This is a genomic window from Pirellulales bacterium (assembly GCA_035499655.1).
GTDB lineage: Bacteria > Planctomycetota > Planctomycetia > Pirellulales > JADZDJ01 > DATJYL01.
Genome location: DATJYL010000187.1, coordinates 1 through 15,535 on the forward strand (window position 1 = coordinate 1; position 15,535 = coordinate 15,535).

Annotated in this window: 11 protein-coding genes; 6 read left to right on the top strand and 5 right to left on the bottom strand. The window is 56.0% G+C overall.

The window, feature by feature from the left end:
• Window positions 1-298: 298 nt before the first annotated feature.
• Both speA and VMJ32_13630 read left to right on the top strand, forming a co-directional pair.
• On the top strand, window positions 299-2,221 hold the full coding sequence (gene speA / locus VMJ32_13625; protein HTQ40059.1) for a biosynthetic arginine decarboxylase: 1,923 nt from the start codon (window positions 299-301) through the stop codon (window positions 2,219-2,221).
• Between the two features lie 154 nt (window positions 2,222-2,375).
• Entirely contained in the window at window positions 2,376-3,380 is a 1,005-nt protein-coding gene (locus VMJ32_13630) for a hypothetical protein (GenBank protein ID HTQ40060.1), read from the top strand.
• A gap of 6 nt (window positions 3,381-3,386) precedes the next feature.
• On the opposite strand, the gene VMJ32_13635 is transcribed toward VMJ32_13630, so the two are convergent.
• Window positions 3,387-5,324 carry an acyl-CoA dehydrogenase family protein gene (locus VMJ32_13635; protein HTQ40061.1) on the bottom strand — a complete coding sequence of 646 codons (1,938 nt, stop codon included), beginning with the start codon at window positions 5,322-5,324 and terminating at the stop codon, window positions 3,387-3,389.
• A 371-nt stretch (window positions 5,325-5,695) separates the two neighbouring features.
• Here VMJ32_13635 and VMJ32_13640 point away from each other — a divergent pair, with 371 nt between their 5' ends.
• Complete coding sequence (locus VMJ32_13640; GenBank protein HTQ40062.1) at window positions 5,696-6,145, top strand: hypothetical protein; 450 nt, start codon at window positions 5,696-5,698, stop codon at window positions 6,143-6,145.
• 68 nt (window positions 6,146-6,213) lie between these two features.
• Here the strand turns inward: VMJ32_13640 and ppdK are convergent, their stop codons facing one another.
• Window positions 6,214-8,922 (bottom strand): pyruvate, phosphate dikinase, encoded by a 2,709-nt coding sequence (ppdK, locus tag VMJ32_13645; GenBank protein HTQ40063.1) that lies wholly within the window; start codon window positions 8,920-8,922, stop codon window positions 6,214-6,216.
• Between the two features lie 230 nt (window positions 8,923-9,152).
• Between ppdK and VMJ32_13650 the strand changes: the two genes are divergently transcribed.
• The gene (locus VMJ32_13650) at window positions 9,153-9,977 is read left to right on the top strand and encodes a formylmethanofuran dehydrogenase subunit E family protein (protein ID HTQ40064.1); all 825 of its coding nucleotides are present in this window, start codon (window positions 9,153-9,155) and stop codon (window positions 9,975-9,977) included.
• On the opposite strand, the gene VMJ32_13655 is transcribed toward VMJ32_13650, so the two are convergent.
• Genes VMJ32_13655 through VMJ32_13665 form a run of 3 tightly spaced genes read right to left on the bottom strand, consistent with a single transcriptional unit; the run spans window position 9,954 to window position 12,720 of the window.
• The gene (locus tag VMJ32_13655; protein ID HTQ40065.1) at window positions 9,954-10,541 is read right to left on the bottom strand and encodes a HupE/UreJ family protein; all 588 of its coding nucleotides are present in this window, start codon (window positions 10,539-10,541) and stop codon (window positions 9,954-9,956) included. The two genes, VMJ32_13650 and VMJ32_13655, sit on opposite strands and share 24 nt — an antisense overlap.
• A 4-nt stretch (window positions 10,542-10,545) precedes the next feature.
• Entirely contained in the window at window positions 10,546-11,532 is a 987-nt protein-coding gene (locus VMJ32_13660; GenBank protein HTQ40066.1) for a DUF1559 domain-containing protein, read from the bottom strand.
• Between the two features lie 15 nt (window positions 11,533-11,547).
• A complete protein-coding gene (locus VMJ32_13665; GenBank protein HTQ40067.1) occupies window positions 11,548-12,720 on the bottom strand; it encodes a dockerin type I repeat-containing protein in 1,173 nt (390 codons plus the stop codon).
• A gap of 498 nt (window positions 12,721-13,218) precedes the next feature.
• Between VMJ32_13665 and VMJ32_13670 the strand changes: the two genes are divergently transcribed.
• Window positions 13,219-14,685, top strand: coding sequence for a sigma 54-interacting transcriptional regulator (locus VMJ32_13670; protein ID HTQ40068.1), 1,467 nt, complete (start codon window positions 13,219-13,221; stop codon window positions 14,683-14,685).
• A 223-nt stretch (window positions 14,686-14,908) separates the two neighbouring features.
• Window positions 14,909-15,535: sugar nucleotide-binding protein (locus tag VMJ32_13675; protein HTQ40069.1), on the top strand; the 627-nt coding region annotated here is incomplete at its 3' end.

A 15,535-nucleotide genomic window follows, 5' to 3' on the forward strand; every position in this document is an offset into this window, starting at 1 on the left:
CGCCCTCCCTCCCAGGACCATCATTTTTAAACTTCAGTGCCACCGAACCGCCTCGTCAAAAAATAACAATAATTTTTCCCAAATGGCCCAAAACCGTGTACACAATTTCTGAGAAGTATGTATGATACGATGTTTGGCTCCAGGTTCTTTCGCAAATGGCTTGCTTTCGTCGCGTTACCAGCCCGACACAGGTTCTCTCTCAAACTTCATTTTGCGATGCGGGTCAAACGCCGCCGCCAATTGCCCGATTCTTGATCCCGTAATCCTGACTTCTCACTCCGTTACGAGGACCCCTGAGTTGAAAATCGATTTGGATTTGGAACGTTGGTCGGTGTTGGATGCCGCCGAACTGTACGAAGTGGCACGCTGGGGAAACGGTTACTTTTCGATCAATGGCGAAGGCCATGTTTGCGTGCATCCCACCAAAGACCCGCAGCGCTCAATCGATCTGAAGCAACTGGTCGATCGCTTGCAATTACGCGGCATCGATTTGCCCATTCTGATTCGGTTCGCCCAAATTTTGAACCATCGCCTGGCGGAAATCCACGGCGTGTTCCAATCGGCAATCTCTGAGCAAAAATACCAAGGCAACTATTGCTGCGTGTATCCCATCAAGGTAAACCAGCAGCGTCAAGTCGTGGAAGAAGTGTTGGAATTCGGCCGGCCCTTTAAGTTCGGCCTGGAAGCCGGCAGCAAGCCGGAACTATTGGCCGTGGTCGCCATGGCCAGCAACGATACGCCGATCATTTGCAACGGCTTTAAAGATGCAGAGTTCATCGAAACCGCCATGCTGGCCCACAAAATTGGCCGCAACATTATTCCTGTCGTCGAAAAATACACCGAACTTGGCCTGATTCTGGAATACGCCGAGAAAATCGGCGTGCGCCCCAAAATTGGCATGCGGGTGAAGCTGGCCGCGCGCGGCGCCGGCCGGTGGCAATCGTCCGGCGGTTATCGCTCCAAGTTCGGGCTGACGGTGACCGAAATCCTGAAGGGGCTGGAGGAACTCAAAAGCCGCGGCATGCAAGATTGCTTCAAGCTGCTCCACTTTCATCAAGGGAGCCAAATCACCAACATTCGGCACATTAAAGCCGCGCTGAACGAAGCGGCTCACGTATATACCGAACTGGTCAGCCGCGGCGCCGGCTTGGAATACATTGACGTCGGCGGCGGGCTGGGTGTCGATTACGACGGCTCGCAAACCAACTTCGAATCGAGCGTCAATTACAGCCTTCAAGAATATGCCAACGACGTCGTGTACCACATTCAACGGGCCTGCGACGACGCCGGCGTAAAGCATCCCACCATTGTTTCCGAAAGCGGCCGCGCCGTGGTGGCCTATCACAGTGTGCTGGTGTTTGGCGTCCTGGGAGTTTCCGAGCAGGGGCAAAACGGCATTCCGCCGCAGTTGCCCCCGGAAGTGGAGCAGCCCCTTTCCGATTTGATGGAAACGTACCAAAACCTCGGCGTCCGCAACATTTTGGAAAGCTATCACGACGCCCAGCAATCGCTCGATAACGCCATGACCTTGTTTTCCCAAGGTTACTTGCCGCTGGATCAACGCAGCCTGGTGGAAAATCTGTATTGGGCCATCTGCCACAAAATTCAAAAGCTGGCCCAGCAAATGGAATTTGTCCCCGAGGAACTGCAAGGGTTGGATTCGCTCCTGTCCGACACGTACTTTTGCAACTTCTCGCTGTTCCAATCGATTCCCGATGCCTGGGCCATCAAGCAGTTGTTCCCCGTGATGCCCATCCACCGCCTTGGGGAGCGCCCCACGCGGTTTTCGGTGCTGGGCGACATCACCTGCGACAGCGACGGCAAGCTCGATCAATTCATCGACCGCCGAGACGTCAAACGCACTTTGCCGCTCCACCAATACGAAGGCAAGCCGTATTACTTGGGTGCGTTTCTTATCGGCGCTTACCAGGAAATCCTGGGCGACCTGCACAATCTGTTCGGCGACACGAACGCCGTGCACGTGTCGATGGATGATTCAGGCGAGGTGATTCTGCAAGCCGTCATCAAAGGCGACACGGTGCGCGAAGTGCTCGACTACGTGGAGTTCGAGCCTGACGCCTTGGTTCGTAGCCTCCGCGACGCCACAGAAGCCGCCGTGCGTGAAAACCGCATTGGCTACGAGGAAGCCGGTCGCTTCCTCAAATTCTATGAAGAGGGGCTCCACGGCTACACCTATTTGGAAGAGCCCGAGCAGCGCTAACAGACCGTGCTAGCATAATCGGGCTTCAAGCAAGGCACGCTATTTACGCCGTCCCCCAGTCGGAATCGCTCTAGGGCGGTGCGCGGCCAACCGATAGAATTCCCGACCTTCCATCGGGCGTTTTCTGCTTTCTGTCCTCCGAAAGGATCGCGTTATGACGAGCCGCGCCGGTTTTACAACCGCGTTCACCTCCGCCATTTGCTGGCTTACGATCGGGCTGCCGCTAACGGCGCAAACCACTCCGCCGCAAGCCACTACTTCCCCCCACTCCACGAATTCCGCTCCGCAGCAGCCTCAAGCAATGCCACTGGCTCCGCCTTCCGGATTCTTGCTTTCCCCAGGAGACGAAGCGAATTTAAATAAACTGCTCACGGACTGGGAGAACGCAAACACCAATATCAGAACGTTCAAATGCACTTTCACGCGCTGGGAATACGATCCGGCCATAGTTGGCGGAAACCCCAATCAGCCGGTGGCCTTGAGCAAAGGAGAATTAAAGTACGCCGCGCCCGACAAAGGCATGTTCAAAGTGGAAGAACAGACGAATTACGTGCCCGACCCCAAGACTGGGCAATTTGTGGAACAAAAAGTTAAACCGACAGAGTGGTGGACGTGCAACGGCAAGTCGATGTTTGAAGTCACGGTGCGCGACAATCAAACGCTGGTGGTGGAAAAGCCTTTGCCGCCGGAAATGCAAGGCAAAGCCATTACCGAAGGACCGCTGCCCTTTGTGTTCGGGGCCAGGGCTGAAACTTTGAAAACCCGTTACTATCTGCGAATGATTACCCCGGCAGCCGCTGCAAAAACCGACGTTTGGCTGGAGGCTTATCCGAAGCTGCAAAAAGACGCCGCCAACTTTTCGCATGTCACCCTGATTTTGAGCAAAGCCGATTTGCAGCCGACGGCCATTCAAATATTCAATCCGGGCGCGAACACTCAAAACCCGGCGCGGACGGTCATTCAGTTGGAAAATCCGTCGATCAATAACCCGTGGGCGCCGCTGGAAAATTTGTTTGACGATTTCGCCCGCCCCAATCCATTGGGCGCCAAACACGTGCTAGAGCAAAATGCGATTCCGCCGCCGGCAACCACACAATTGCCCGCCGGCAACACGACGGATAACAGCCAGGCCAGCCGTGGAAAACCGCCGGCCCGATAATCTTGCCTAGTACGGCATCAGAATCTCGTCAGGATGCACCCCGGTGATCGACTGGAATCCTCCTTCGGCAATCGACTGGCCCAGTTTGGTGACGGTGCGGAAATAGCGGTCTGTGGGCGCACGGCCGGTTAACTTGCGCGTCAAATCTTGGCACAAAACGTCGGCGGCGGTGCGAACTACTTCGTCGTCGGTTCGAGCGGCGTAAAGGCTGGTACACAGGATGGTGACGGCATCCTGAATTTGCTGCGATAAGTAGGCCATGCGGCATTGCCGGTCGGCCAGGGCCAGTTGATGTTTGCGCATGACAGCGTCGATCGCCAAGGGCGAGTGATCCAGACGGTTGGCGGCAAACTCGGCGTGAATTTGCAACGTGGCGGGCATCCCCGGGGGCAACGGGGACATCCGCTTGCGGCTTAACTTTTCGCTCAGCAGCCATTTCAAATAGGGGGGAACGGCTTTGCGCAGCGCCCAGGCGTGGGCGGGATTGAGCGGATTGGGCTTTTTGATGCCGGCCGCGGCCAGCGCTTTGCCAATGGGCTCGTAAAACTTCGTGCCGTGCTGCTTGACCAGTGATTTGAAGAAGGCCATGCCCAGCATTTCCCCCTCGCCTTCGTAAATGCAGGGGGCGAGGAATTCGTGAACGTTGTCGCCGAACATGTGGCCGTGCAGGAAAGAGCGGCCACCGTGGGTTTTCATGAACAGCTCGACGGCGGCTTCCTTCTGGGCTTCGCTTCCGAAGATTTTGGCAATGATGCATTCCATTTCGCCGCGATAACCCTGGTCCAGCAGTCCGGCGCACCATTGCACCAAGGCATCGCAACCGACAATCAGGGCGGCCAGCCGGCCCAGGCGGCGCTGCACCAATTCGCGGCTGGCGATTTCCGCGCCATAGGTTTTGCGGAAGTGGGCCCAAGGAATCATGCTGGCCATCATCAGCCGCATGGTTCCGGCGGCGTTGGCGCACAGCGACACGCGCCCCAGGTTCAGGCCGTGGTAGGCAATCGTCAAGCCATCGCCGCGCGTCGGAGTCAGCAAGTTCTCCGCCGGCACACGAAAGTCTTTAAACAAGATTCCCTGGTTATATGTGTGCTTGAGGGCATACAGGCCATATTTGCGAAGTTGAAAATGCTCGTTTTCCTGCCCCGGCAATTCGACGACTAGCACTGCCGGGCGATCTTCGATCAGACAAACCAGCCCGATGGTGCGGCCTGGCACGACGTTGGTGATGAACAGCTTTTCGCCGTTGACAACAAATTCGTTACCGACACGTTGGGCCCGGGTGCGCAAAGCGGTGAGATCGGAACCGGCGCCAGGCTCGGTCAAGGCGAATGCAGAAAGCCGCTGGCCACTGGCAAGGCCGGGCAAGAATCGCCGCTTTTGCTCCGGCGTGCCGAAGGTGCGGACCGGATCGACCGCGCCGATGCAGCCATGCACCGAGGCTAGGCCGGCCACGGTGGGATCGAGCATTGCCATCCGCGTGAGAAACGTGGCGAAGGAGGCGAACGGCGCCCCGCTGCCGCCATACTGTTTGTCGACCAACAGGCCCCAATATCCGGCGGCCGCTAGATCGGCAAAGACTTGATTAGTGATTTTTTGCTTCTCGTCCAGCAGCGTGCCGGCTGCTAGATGGCGGCGGACCACTTCCAACGATTGCTGCATTACCCGGTCGACTTCCGGCGGCGTGACCGGCGCCTGGCTGGTGAACAACTCGACGGGCAGCTCTCGCTCCCAAACCGCGCGGTGAATGGGGCTGTTGACGGTTTGGAAGCGCGCGGCAAACAGCCCTTCCACCTGATCGTCGGCCTTGTCGACTGCGCCCATGCGGCGCGCTTCCTCCTCGCTTTTGCCGCCGAGCTTCATGGCGGTTTCGGCGAACGAGGCCTGCCCCTCGGCGGCAGGATCATCTACGCCAGAGGTCGCAGAGGGACGCAGGGTGTTGGGCATGGCAAAGCCTGTGGAAGCGGGTGGTGTGGCAAGAGTGACAATCAATTATAGGGCACGGCATTTATTGAACTGTGCGTAAAGTTGGCGGATTGGAGTCAAACGGGCAAGAGCAGAGACTCTCGGTTCCATTTGCCGCGGGACATTTGTCTTGCGCAATTCAACGTGCAATTGACCGATGTTGAACCGCCACAACGACTTGAATTTTGCGCGCTGCAGGGGGCTCACTTCGTTCGACCCCAGCCATCCGGCCGCAAGTGGGGCGCGGTGGGGGAAGAGCAAGCAAGGCTATGCCACGAACGGACGGAAATGGTGGAAATTGGTGAGGTAAAGTTTATCGAGGGAGAAAATCTTTCACTGAACCGAGGCTTGCTATGTCTGAAATCGAACTGAAAACGGCTAAATACATTGAAGCCCTGGATGAAAATCAGAATTCATCGATCATCCCCGCCATAGCCCAGCCGGGCGAATACCCGCATTCAGCAGGGGCTTCCATCAATCGAGCCATCCGTTGGATTTCGTTAGGTATTGGCGGGGCGGCGATTTTATGCTTGGTATTATTGGCCGTACCGTGGCTGAAGGGAATCGGGTTGCCGAAATCGGCCAATGTGATGGACTGGTGGTTGTGGCTTGGTGGAGCAAAATCGGACCAGACCTTTGAAAAGGCGCTGCGCGATAGTGCGGCAAAAAATCAGCAAGAGTGGGAAGAGAAATACAAACAATCGCCGATGTATCAGTTCAAAGGGATTCAACCCATCGACATGAATCCAATGCCGGGCGGGCAATTCAACTGGCAGCCGCAATCGCCAGCCCGCTCCCGATAAAGTGCCTATGTGGCCCACCGCTCCGCTAGCGCGTCGCGGTTAAACACCATAACTGCGAGGGGCTATCCCTATTTCGCCAGGGCGGCTTGGGCGGCGGCGAGGCGGGCGATGGGGACCCGGAACGGCGAGCAACTGACATAGTTCATGCCGATTTTGTGGCAGAAGTGGATCGAGCTGGGGTCGCCGCCGTGTTCGCCGCAAATGCCGATTTTCAAATCGGGCTTGGTGGTGCGGCCTTTTTCCACGCCGATTTGCATCAGTTTCCCGACGCCCGTCACGTCGATCGAGGCGAACGGATTGGTCTTGATGATTTCAGCCTGTTGATAGGCCGGCAGGAACGAGCCGGAATCGTCACGGCTCATGCCCAGGCAGGTTTGCGTGAGGTCGTTGGTGCCGAAGCTGAAGAATTCGGCGGTGTTCGCGATTTCGTCGGCGGTGAGGGCGCCGCGGGGAATTTCGATCATGGTGCCGACCGTGTATTTGAATTTTTTGCCCGTCTCTTTCATCACTTCTTTGGCGACGCGGTGGATGATTTCCACTTGCAAATCCAGCTCGCGCTTGAAGCCAACCAGTGGCACCATGACTTCCGGCTGCACTTTGCCCCCCTCGCCCACCACAGCCGCGGCGGCTTGGAAAATAGCACGGGCCTGCATTTCGGTAATTTCCGGATACTTGATGCCCAGGCGGCAGCCGCGGAAGCCGAGCATGGGATTGAACTCGTGCAGCTCGTGAACACGCTTGTTTACGGTTTCGACCGAAATGCCCAGTTGCTCGGCAACTTCGTGCTGGCCACGGGGGTTGTCATGTTGGGGGAGGAATTCGTGCAGGGGGGGATCGAGCAGGCGGATGCACGCCGGGCGGCCGGCCAAGGCGCGGAAAATGCCTTCGAAATCGCCTTGCTGCAGCGGCAATAGTTTGTCGAGCGCGCGTTTGCGATCTTCCAGGGTTTCCGACAGGATCATCTGGCGGACGGCGATGATGCGATCGCCTTCAAAGAACATGTGCTCGGTGCGGCACAGTCCGATGCCGTCGGCCCCAAAGGCGATGGCGTTTTCGACCTGATCGGGCTGATCGGCGTTGGTGCGCAGGCCGAGTTTGCGGTACTTGTCGGCCAGCTTCATGATGAAGTTGTAATACTGGTAGGCTTTGCTTTCGCTGGGGTCGAGCGAGCGGCTGATGAGGACTTGCTTGAGCTCGCTGTCGGCGGTTTTGATGGAGCCGCAGAATACCTCGCCGGTGGAACCGTTGATGCTGATGGCATCGCCCTCGCGCAGGGTGTGGCCTTTGCAGGTGAGCGTGCCGGCGTGGTAATCGATGTGGATGTCGCCGGCGCCGGCCACGCAAACTTTGCCCATTTGGCGGGCGACCAGCGCGGCATGGCTGGAAACGCCGCCGCGACAGGTGAGAATGCCTTCGCTGGCGATCATGCCGCGGAGATCTTCCGGGCTGGTTTCGATGCGGGCCAGCACGACTTTTTCGCCTTGATTGGCCCATTGTTCGGCCTTGGTCGCGCTGAATACCACTTTGCCGGAAGCGGCGCCAGGACCGGCGGCCAAACCGGTGGCCAGCAAGCGGCCGGAATTTTTGGCGTGTTCGTAATCGTGCCGATCGAAGATGGGCTGCAGCAGCTGATTCAACGCTTCCGGGTCGCCGCTGCGGATGGCGTGCTCGGGGGTCATCAAGCGTTCGTGGACCATGTCGTGCGCGATTTTGACGTAGGCCAGCGCGGTGCGCTTGCCGTTACGGGTTTGCAGCATGTAGAGCTTTTTCTTTTCGATCGTGAATTCAAAATCTTGCACGTCGCCGAAATTCTTTTCCAAAGTCTTGCGGACTTTTTCCAGCTCTTTGAACGCTGGGCCGATGATCGGGTCGTGCGACATTTCGGCCACGGGCTTGGGAGTGCGGACGCCGGCTACGACGTCTTCGCCCTGGGCGTTGACCAGGTATTCGCCGTAAAAAACGTTTTCGCCCGTGGCGGGGTCGCGGGTGAAGGCGACGCCGGTGGCGCAATCGTCCCCCATGTTGCCGAAGACCATACTTTGCACGTTGACGGCGGTGCCCCATTCGTCCGGAATTTTGTACTTTTGGCGATACAGGATGGCGCGTTCGTTCATCCAGGAGCCGAACACCGCGCCGATGGCGCCTTGCAGTTGCTCGAACGGCGTGGCGGGAAATCCCTGACCGGTGCGCTCACGGATGAGGGCTTTGAATTTTTGGACCAATTCCTGTAGGTCGGCCTCGTTGAGCTGGGTATCTTCCTGTACACCGCGCTCGCGCTTCATGTGATCCATGACTTCGTCAAACGGTTCGTGCTCATGCTCGTGGCGTTTTTGCACGCCCATCACCACGTCGCCGTACATTTGGACGAAACGGCGATAGGAATCCCAGGCAAAGCGGCCGTTGCCAGTGGCGGCTTTGAGCGCTTCGACCGTTTTGTCGTTGAGGCCCAGGTTGAGGATGGTATCCATCATGCCGGGCATGGAATCTCGCGCGCCGGAGCGGACGGAAACGAGCAGCGGATTTTTGGTATCGCCGAATTTTTTACCGGTTTCTTTTTCCAGCCAGGCGACGGCGGTTTTGACGTCGTTCAATAGCGCCGGGGGATACTTCTTGCCGTTTTTGTAGTAGTACATGCAGACTTCGGTCGTGATGGTGAAGCCCGGCGGAACGGGCAGCCCGATGCTGGTCATGGCGGCCAGATTGGCGCCTTTGCCGCCCAGCAGCGGCTTCATGCTGCCATCGCCGTCGGTGCGCGACTTGCTGAAGTGATAAATCATTTTGCCGACTTTGCCGCCGGACGATTTCTTTCCGCTTTTGGAATGCGGCGCGCCGTTTTTGGACGCCTTAGCGGAAGATTTGGAAGCAGACTTTTTGCGGCGCTTGGTAACGGTCGCCATGGTTGATTTATCCTTTGGTCAGTTTTTTGGCGGGCAGATTTCTAGCGGTGAATATACTTCGATTTTAGCACGAACGGCGCTGCACCGAAGATGCACCGTCAGGCGGAAGGTTGCCGATTTTTATAGGCAACGCAACGTGCGTAAAAGCATTGCATCATCGAATCCGCGAGTGTATCAGCGGGGTGGAGGAGCGTCAAGGAATCGCGAGAAATGCGGCGATTTCCGACTATAATATATGTTCAAAAACAGTTACTGCGAACGCGAATCAAGAAAAGCTGAACGGATTCAGCAGCCAGACGCCAAATTGGGCAAGCACGCTATTGCTTCTCCAGAGCGAGAGGCGTCCATCTAGGTTAAAATTCGTGACGGGCGTTTTAAGGCTCAAAACGAATCGGCCGCACCGCAAGACGATTTTAATTATGTTTCGATTTGGATTCATCATCGCTTTGGAAATGGCCAGCCTCAGCGGATGTATGAAATCTAATCCGAACGATCAACACGACTGCATCGCGTTGGTCCGAGAATTTCACGGAGCAGCAGGCCCTTGGGCAGTTGCCGGGTTCCGGATAGGCGAGCGTGCCTTGAAGGAATTGAATCTGCCCCGGCAAAGTTTCTCGCTGGCGGTGGTTCATTATTCGCCGGCAGAAGTTCAATACTCATGTATCGCCGATGGTGTTCAAGCAGCGACCGGAGCCAGCCTAGGCAAGTTAAATTTGCGGATCGAGAGCGCCGCGGTCGATGATTTGAGAACCGTCGTTGAAGATCGGAAAACAGGACGCAGATTAACCTTCAAACTTCAGCCGAAGTTTGTCCAGTCCATTCTGGACGTGCCGACAGACAAACTCGAATCGGAAGGACAGCGTGTGGCTGGCCTACCGGATGACGAGATCTTCACCTTTGCAGAAACAACGTCATCCAGCAACGCAGAGAAATAGCCCACAGCCGATGATCGCCACGCCGGCATAGCGAATCAACTGAGGCGTTCCAAAACGCTGTGCGGATAATCCCAGGGCGATGCCGCACAAGTGCAATAGCAGCGTGGAAAAGATAAATCCCAGGCCGTAAAGCAGACCGGAGGCGGTGTCCGGCATTTCCGCACCGTGAGCGTGGCCGTGAAATAGTGCGAACAGACCGACAATCAACACGCTGACCAATAAAGGCAAGCGTATCGCGGCTGCAATCAGCACGCCAAGAATTAAAACAGAAGCCACGATGCCTTGCTCCACAAACGGAAGAGCGTGCCCCATCATGCCCAGCCAGCCGCCAAGTGCCATGACAGAAACAAACGTGAGCGGCACTAGCCAAATTGCTTTACCACCCCGCTGGGCAGCCCACAAGCCAACGGCAACCATCGCACAAATATGATCCAGTCCCGTTACCGGGTGAATCACCCCGTTCATAAAGCCGCTTGTTTCGCCGATGCCAGTATGAGCATGTGCGACGGACGGAAACAAACAAGCTACTAACGCAAATAACAAACAGTTGGCGGTGCGTTTCATCGTGTTACCTTGGTAGTTGTGCGGGTTCACCGCCTTCTATTGTAGCCAATTCTGCAAAAATTTCAGAGTCGATTGTATCCGCGAAAAAATGTGTTGAACCATCACACATCACGAAATTCATCCCATTGCCGTGATTACTGCCCCAGCCGCGGCGGCACGGCAGGGATGATCCTTGGCCGCCTTGGGCAACACAGCCGTCGTAGTCTCCCATCCATGTTCGGCTTTGTGGAGTGGCAGAAGAGAGTGCGAAATGGGCATAGGAATACGCCCAAAACGTGCGAAACGAAAAATCGGTGCGGGTCGTGCTTTCGCCGGCCATCAGCGTGTTCGAGATGCCGTCTGTAATGGTTTTGAAGCTTTCGGCTTTGAATCCAAAAATGCCAATGGTGTGAATGGGCCCACGCCAATTGACCGGGTACTGCTGAATATCGCCGGTATCCAGAAATTGAAAGCCGTCGCTGCGGCCCGTTACGGCGCGATACGACCCGGGCATGTATTGCAGATTGAGTGCCGCTCCACAAGCGGGACCCGTGGCCGGAACGCCCAGTTGGTGGGTGTCCAAATCGGACGGGCAAACATACAGGCCTACGAATGTCTGCCGCATGGGAATGTTTTGATACGATTCGTTGAACACATCAAAGTCGTACTGCGAATACGACGCTTGTTCCTCTAAATATGGCAGCAGCCAAATCAGCCAATTCGGACCATCTTGCGACGGAAAGCCGGCGGTGCCCGGCAGTGCATCGCCATAGCACACGCCGGCGGTTTTGGTGACATTGCCCGGCGGCAACACGCCGTTGGCATTAGAATAGCTATGCGCGGCGATGCCAATTTGCTTCAAATGATTGGCGCATTCCAAGCGGCGGCCGGCTTCGCGGGCAGATTGAACCGCCGGCAACAATAGCGCGATCAGCACGCCGATGATGGCCAGCACCACCAGCAATTCGACAAGCGTAAAACCTGGCGGCGGTTGTGTGTGCTTTGCAGCCATGCGGGCACGCAACTCTTAATCTGGCTTTGATTCAGCATCGGATATTTTAAGTCGAGCGACACTCGCCAGCGCCGCTGCCAATCCCAAAAGTGCAAGTGCGGGCGGCTCCGGCACGGTCGCCGACGCTTGCACGCCGGATGGCTTGAGCAGATTTAACAGCGCCTGCAAATCCGCATTGTTGACTACGCCATCGTGATTGATATCGCCGATGGCCAACGTGTCCGCAGGGGTTAAATCGTGATTAAATTCGTATGCCGGCAGATCAGCCAGGGCATTTTCCATCGCCAACACATCCGCGCTGTCGAGTTGGCCGTCGAAACTAAAATCGCCGAGCACGCGAACTTCACTCACCGTCGTGGGGTCCATTACCCAGACTTCGTAGCTGCCGGTTGTCGAGCCGAAGGGAGGCGAGCCCTCCTGATCGAAAATGCCCGTTACATTGAACAGACCCGTAGGTGCATTGGCTGGCGTGAATGCGGAATTGGTCCCCAGTTGCACCGTAAATGGCCGTCCCGCGTTATCCTCCACCGTAACAAATCCGTTCGATTGCCAGTTGGCAGCCTGGCCGGGAACTAATTGCACATCTTCCAACCGCACCAGCGTGGATTGATAATGTTCGCCGCCCGTGGCCCGCGTGGGGTCAAACAAAACGGTGTTCGTGGAATTGTCCCAAATATCCGCCAAGTGCAATGGCGTGGGGTCTGGTAAGGCGATATGCGACAAAACAACCATGTTGAATTGAGTGTTGGGATTGATTTCGTGCTCTTCGTTGATGTTGAACTTGCCGCCGAAATCCAGCCCGCCTTGGGCTTCAATCATTACCAAATCGCCCGCTTGAATCGTGTTGTTATTGCTGATGCGATTCACATCGTCGACCCAGCCGCTGGTCGAATAACTCAGGCCCGGATCGTACGTACTCGGGTCACCAAAAAAGTAGGGGGGAATGTTGGCATAATTCTGCGAAGCATAAACCGCCGCGCCTCCAAAATCGCCATCGTTGTTAATGTTCACGGTCTGAACGAAAATCTGCCAGTAAGGATTAGGATTAAAGGGACTTAATGCGGGCGGTTGTGCCGTGGCGGGCGTCGCCATGCTGTCGGTCATATCGCCGGGGTTATTCAACACAATCCCCACGAGCTTGATGGGAAACTGATTCGATGGGTACGTCGAGTTGCCGTTTCTGTCCACCGTTTCAAGTGCGCTGAAGTCAGTAAACGGGAGTGGACTCCAATACGGGCTTGTTGAACCAGGCGGATCTGGCGGGTGTGCCGACGTCGGCATCGGGCTGCCTTGGGCGAACGCATCGTTAGTGAATGACACTACACACAGCATGGCGACTACTACACAACTAAATTTCAACACAGCGGGCTCTCCCTGGATTAGCTTTAGTTGGCGATTCGCCGCGCTTAACGCAAATATGGCGCCATGTCTTTGAACGAACGGTTTTGCGGTTTTTGTCGTGTTTTTTTGGTGCATTGTGAACAACGAGAATTCGCTGTATAACACCTTTTCGTTATTAACAACGGAATTTCGTTGCTGAATGGAGGCACAATGAACGCCGCTTCCTTGCAGTCGATTGCAACAGCGGTCGCCCAGGAACGCACTCTGAAAGCGGTCCTCAGTGGCATCGTGAGAGAATTGGCAGGCCAGCCCAATGTCGCTCTCACCCGCATCTGGCTGTTGAGCATGAATCATCGCTGCGATGTTTGTTCGCACTTGAACCATCAAGATCGGTCGCTGCATCTGGTTTCAAGTGCCGGCACGCCGCTAAGCGCCCGCACGCCAGATTGGTCAGCGGTCGACGGCAAGTTTCATCGCGTCGAGTTGGGTTCTGGGAAGGTAGGTCACATTGCCGCTAGCGGTGAATCGGTATTGTTGGAAAACACCGCTGACGATCAACAATGGATTGTCGATCAACGCTGGACTGCCGAGGAAGGAATTGTCAGCTTCGCCGGCCACCCGCTGGCGTTTCGTGGCGAGATACTTGGCGTGTTGGCGCTATTCAGCCGAGATCGACTTGGACCCAATGACTTTGAATGGCTGCGTTCGTTCGCCGATCATGCGGCCATTGCCATTGCCAATGCCCGTGCTTTTGAGGAAGTAGAACGTCTGCGTGGGCAACTGGAGTCAGAAAATCGCTATTTGCGTGAAGAGGTTAATGCGGCCCATGCGTTCGGTGAAATCATCGGCGAAAGTGCGGCTTTGCAAAAAGTAATGGAGCAAATTCACGTAGTCGCTCCCACGTCTGCCAGTGTTTTAATTCTTGGTGAGTCGGGAACAGGCAAAGAGCTAGTCGCCAGGGCTATTCATCGACACAGCCAACGAAGCGACCGACCACTGGTAAAGGTCAATTGCGCCGCGGTTCCGCGCGAATTGTTCGAAAGTGAGTTCTTTGGCCACGTGAAAGGATCATTCACCGGAGCGTTCAAGGATCGTGTTGGTCGCTTTCAATTGGCAAATGGCGGAACATTGTTCCTAGATGAAGTGGGCGAAATTCCTTTGGAATCGCAAGGAAAACTATTGCGTGTGTTGCAAGAGGGGCAGATTGAACGTGTCGGCGATGATGAAACCCGTCGGGTCGATGTACGAGTCATCGCGGCAACGAACAAGGATCTCGAGGCGGAAGTCGCTGCGGGTCGGTTTCGCCGAGACTTATACTTTAGGCTCAGTGTTTTTCCGGTCGAAGTTTTGCCCTTGCGCGAGCGAGCCGAGGACATTCCATTGCTGGCCAATCATTTTGCACAGCAGTATTGCAAACGAATGAACCAACCCGTTAGGCGGCTATCATCAGAAAGTGTCCAGCAGTTTCAGCAGTACAGTTGGCCCGGGAATGTGCGTGAACTGCAAAATGTGATTGAGAGAGCGGTTATTAGCTCGTTGAATGATCCTGTTAATTTCAATAACTGTTTAGTCGCTTCGATTCGGTTCGAAAAACGTCCTGTCGGACGGCTGATTCACAGGCTGAATGTAAATCGAACCTCGATCATGACCGCGCATGAGCTGGCAGCGCTCGAAACAGAGAATCTTCGAACAGCGATGGAAAGGACTCATTGGAAAATATACGGGCCGGGGGGAGCCGCCAAGTTACTGGGAATGAGACCGACAACACTGACATCCCGATTGAAGCGGCTGGGTCTGCGCAAGCCCCGTTGATGGGCTTGCAATTGCCATTAACGGCTGGATTCAAATCCAGGGGCGCCTTACTTGCTTTGACTCATGCAGAGACTCCCGAGAAAATGCGGCGAAATGCGGGATTGTTGCGAATATGCGCGGTATTTAAAATGCGGCCTGAACGAACAGTGCGATCACTTTTGTTTGGAATTTGCTCTCCAGGCCGCCGCCGGAAATCATCATCTGCCAGCTCACTTTGCACCGCATGCTTCGCCGCGCCACTTTTGCCGCTGAGCCGCCGCTGCCGTTGTTGGTGACCGGCATTTCCGGAGTCGCCGGGTATAACGTGCTGCCGTATTTACAGGCGCGGTATCCGGGGCAGGTGATCGGCATCCGCCAGCGCGATAACTGGCGGCTGAGCGGGCCGGGCATTGAAGAATGCAACGCCGAAGATCAGGCGGCGCTCGCCCAATTGTTCGATCGCTACCAATTTGCGGCGGTGCTCGATTGTGCCGGCAACTGTGCGCTGAAAAGCTGTGAACTTGATCCGGCCATGGCCTGGCGGATCAATGTCGACGGCGTGCGCAACCTGCTCGATATTTGCGTGCAGCGGCAAGTGCGGTTTGTGCATTTATCAATCGATTTGGTTTTTTCGGGCACCGGCAGCGGCGGGCATCTCGAATCCGACGCCACCGATCCGGTCACCGTGTACGGTAAAACGATGGTGGCCGCGGAAGAGATGATTTTGGCAGCGGCAGGCAGCACCCTCACCCCGGCCCTCTCCCAAAGGGAGAGGGAGATCACGGCCTGTATTCTGCGAATTTCGCTGCCGATGGGCGTCAGTTTTAACGGCCATGCCGGGGCGATCGATTGGATTCAATCGCGGTTCAAA

Excerpts from the sequence above, each read along its gene's own strand:
- VMJ32_13630 (HTQ40060.1), top strand. The coding sequence starts at position 2,376 with ATGACGAGCCGCGCCGGTTTTACAACCGCGTTCACCTCCGCCATTTGC.
- VMJ32_13635 (HTQ40061.1), bottom strand. The coding sequence starts at position 5,324 with ATGCCCAACACCCTGCGTCCCTCTGCGACCTCTGGCGTAGATGATCCT.
- VMJ32_13640 (HTQ40062.1), top strand. The coding sequence starts at position 5,696 with ATGTCTGAAATCGAACTGAAAACGGCTAAATACATTGAAGCCCTGGAT.
- ppdK (HTQ40063.1), bottom strand. The coding sequence starts at position 8,922 with ATGATTTATCACTTCAGCAAGTCGCGCACCGACGGCGATGGCAGCATG.
- VMJ32_13655 (HTQ40065.1), bottom strand. The coding sequence starts at position 10,541 with ATGAAACGCACCGCCAACTGTTTGTTATTTGCGTTAGTAGCTTGTTTG.
- VMJ32_13660 (HTQ40066.1), bottom strand. The coding sequence starts at position 11,532 with ATGGCTGCAAAGCACACACAACCGCCGCCAGGTTTTACGCTTGTCGAA.
- VMJ32_13670 (HTQ40068.1), top strand. The coding sequence starts at position 13,219 with ATGAATCATCGCTGCGATGTTTGTTCGCACTTGAACCATCAAGATCGG.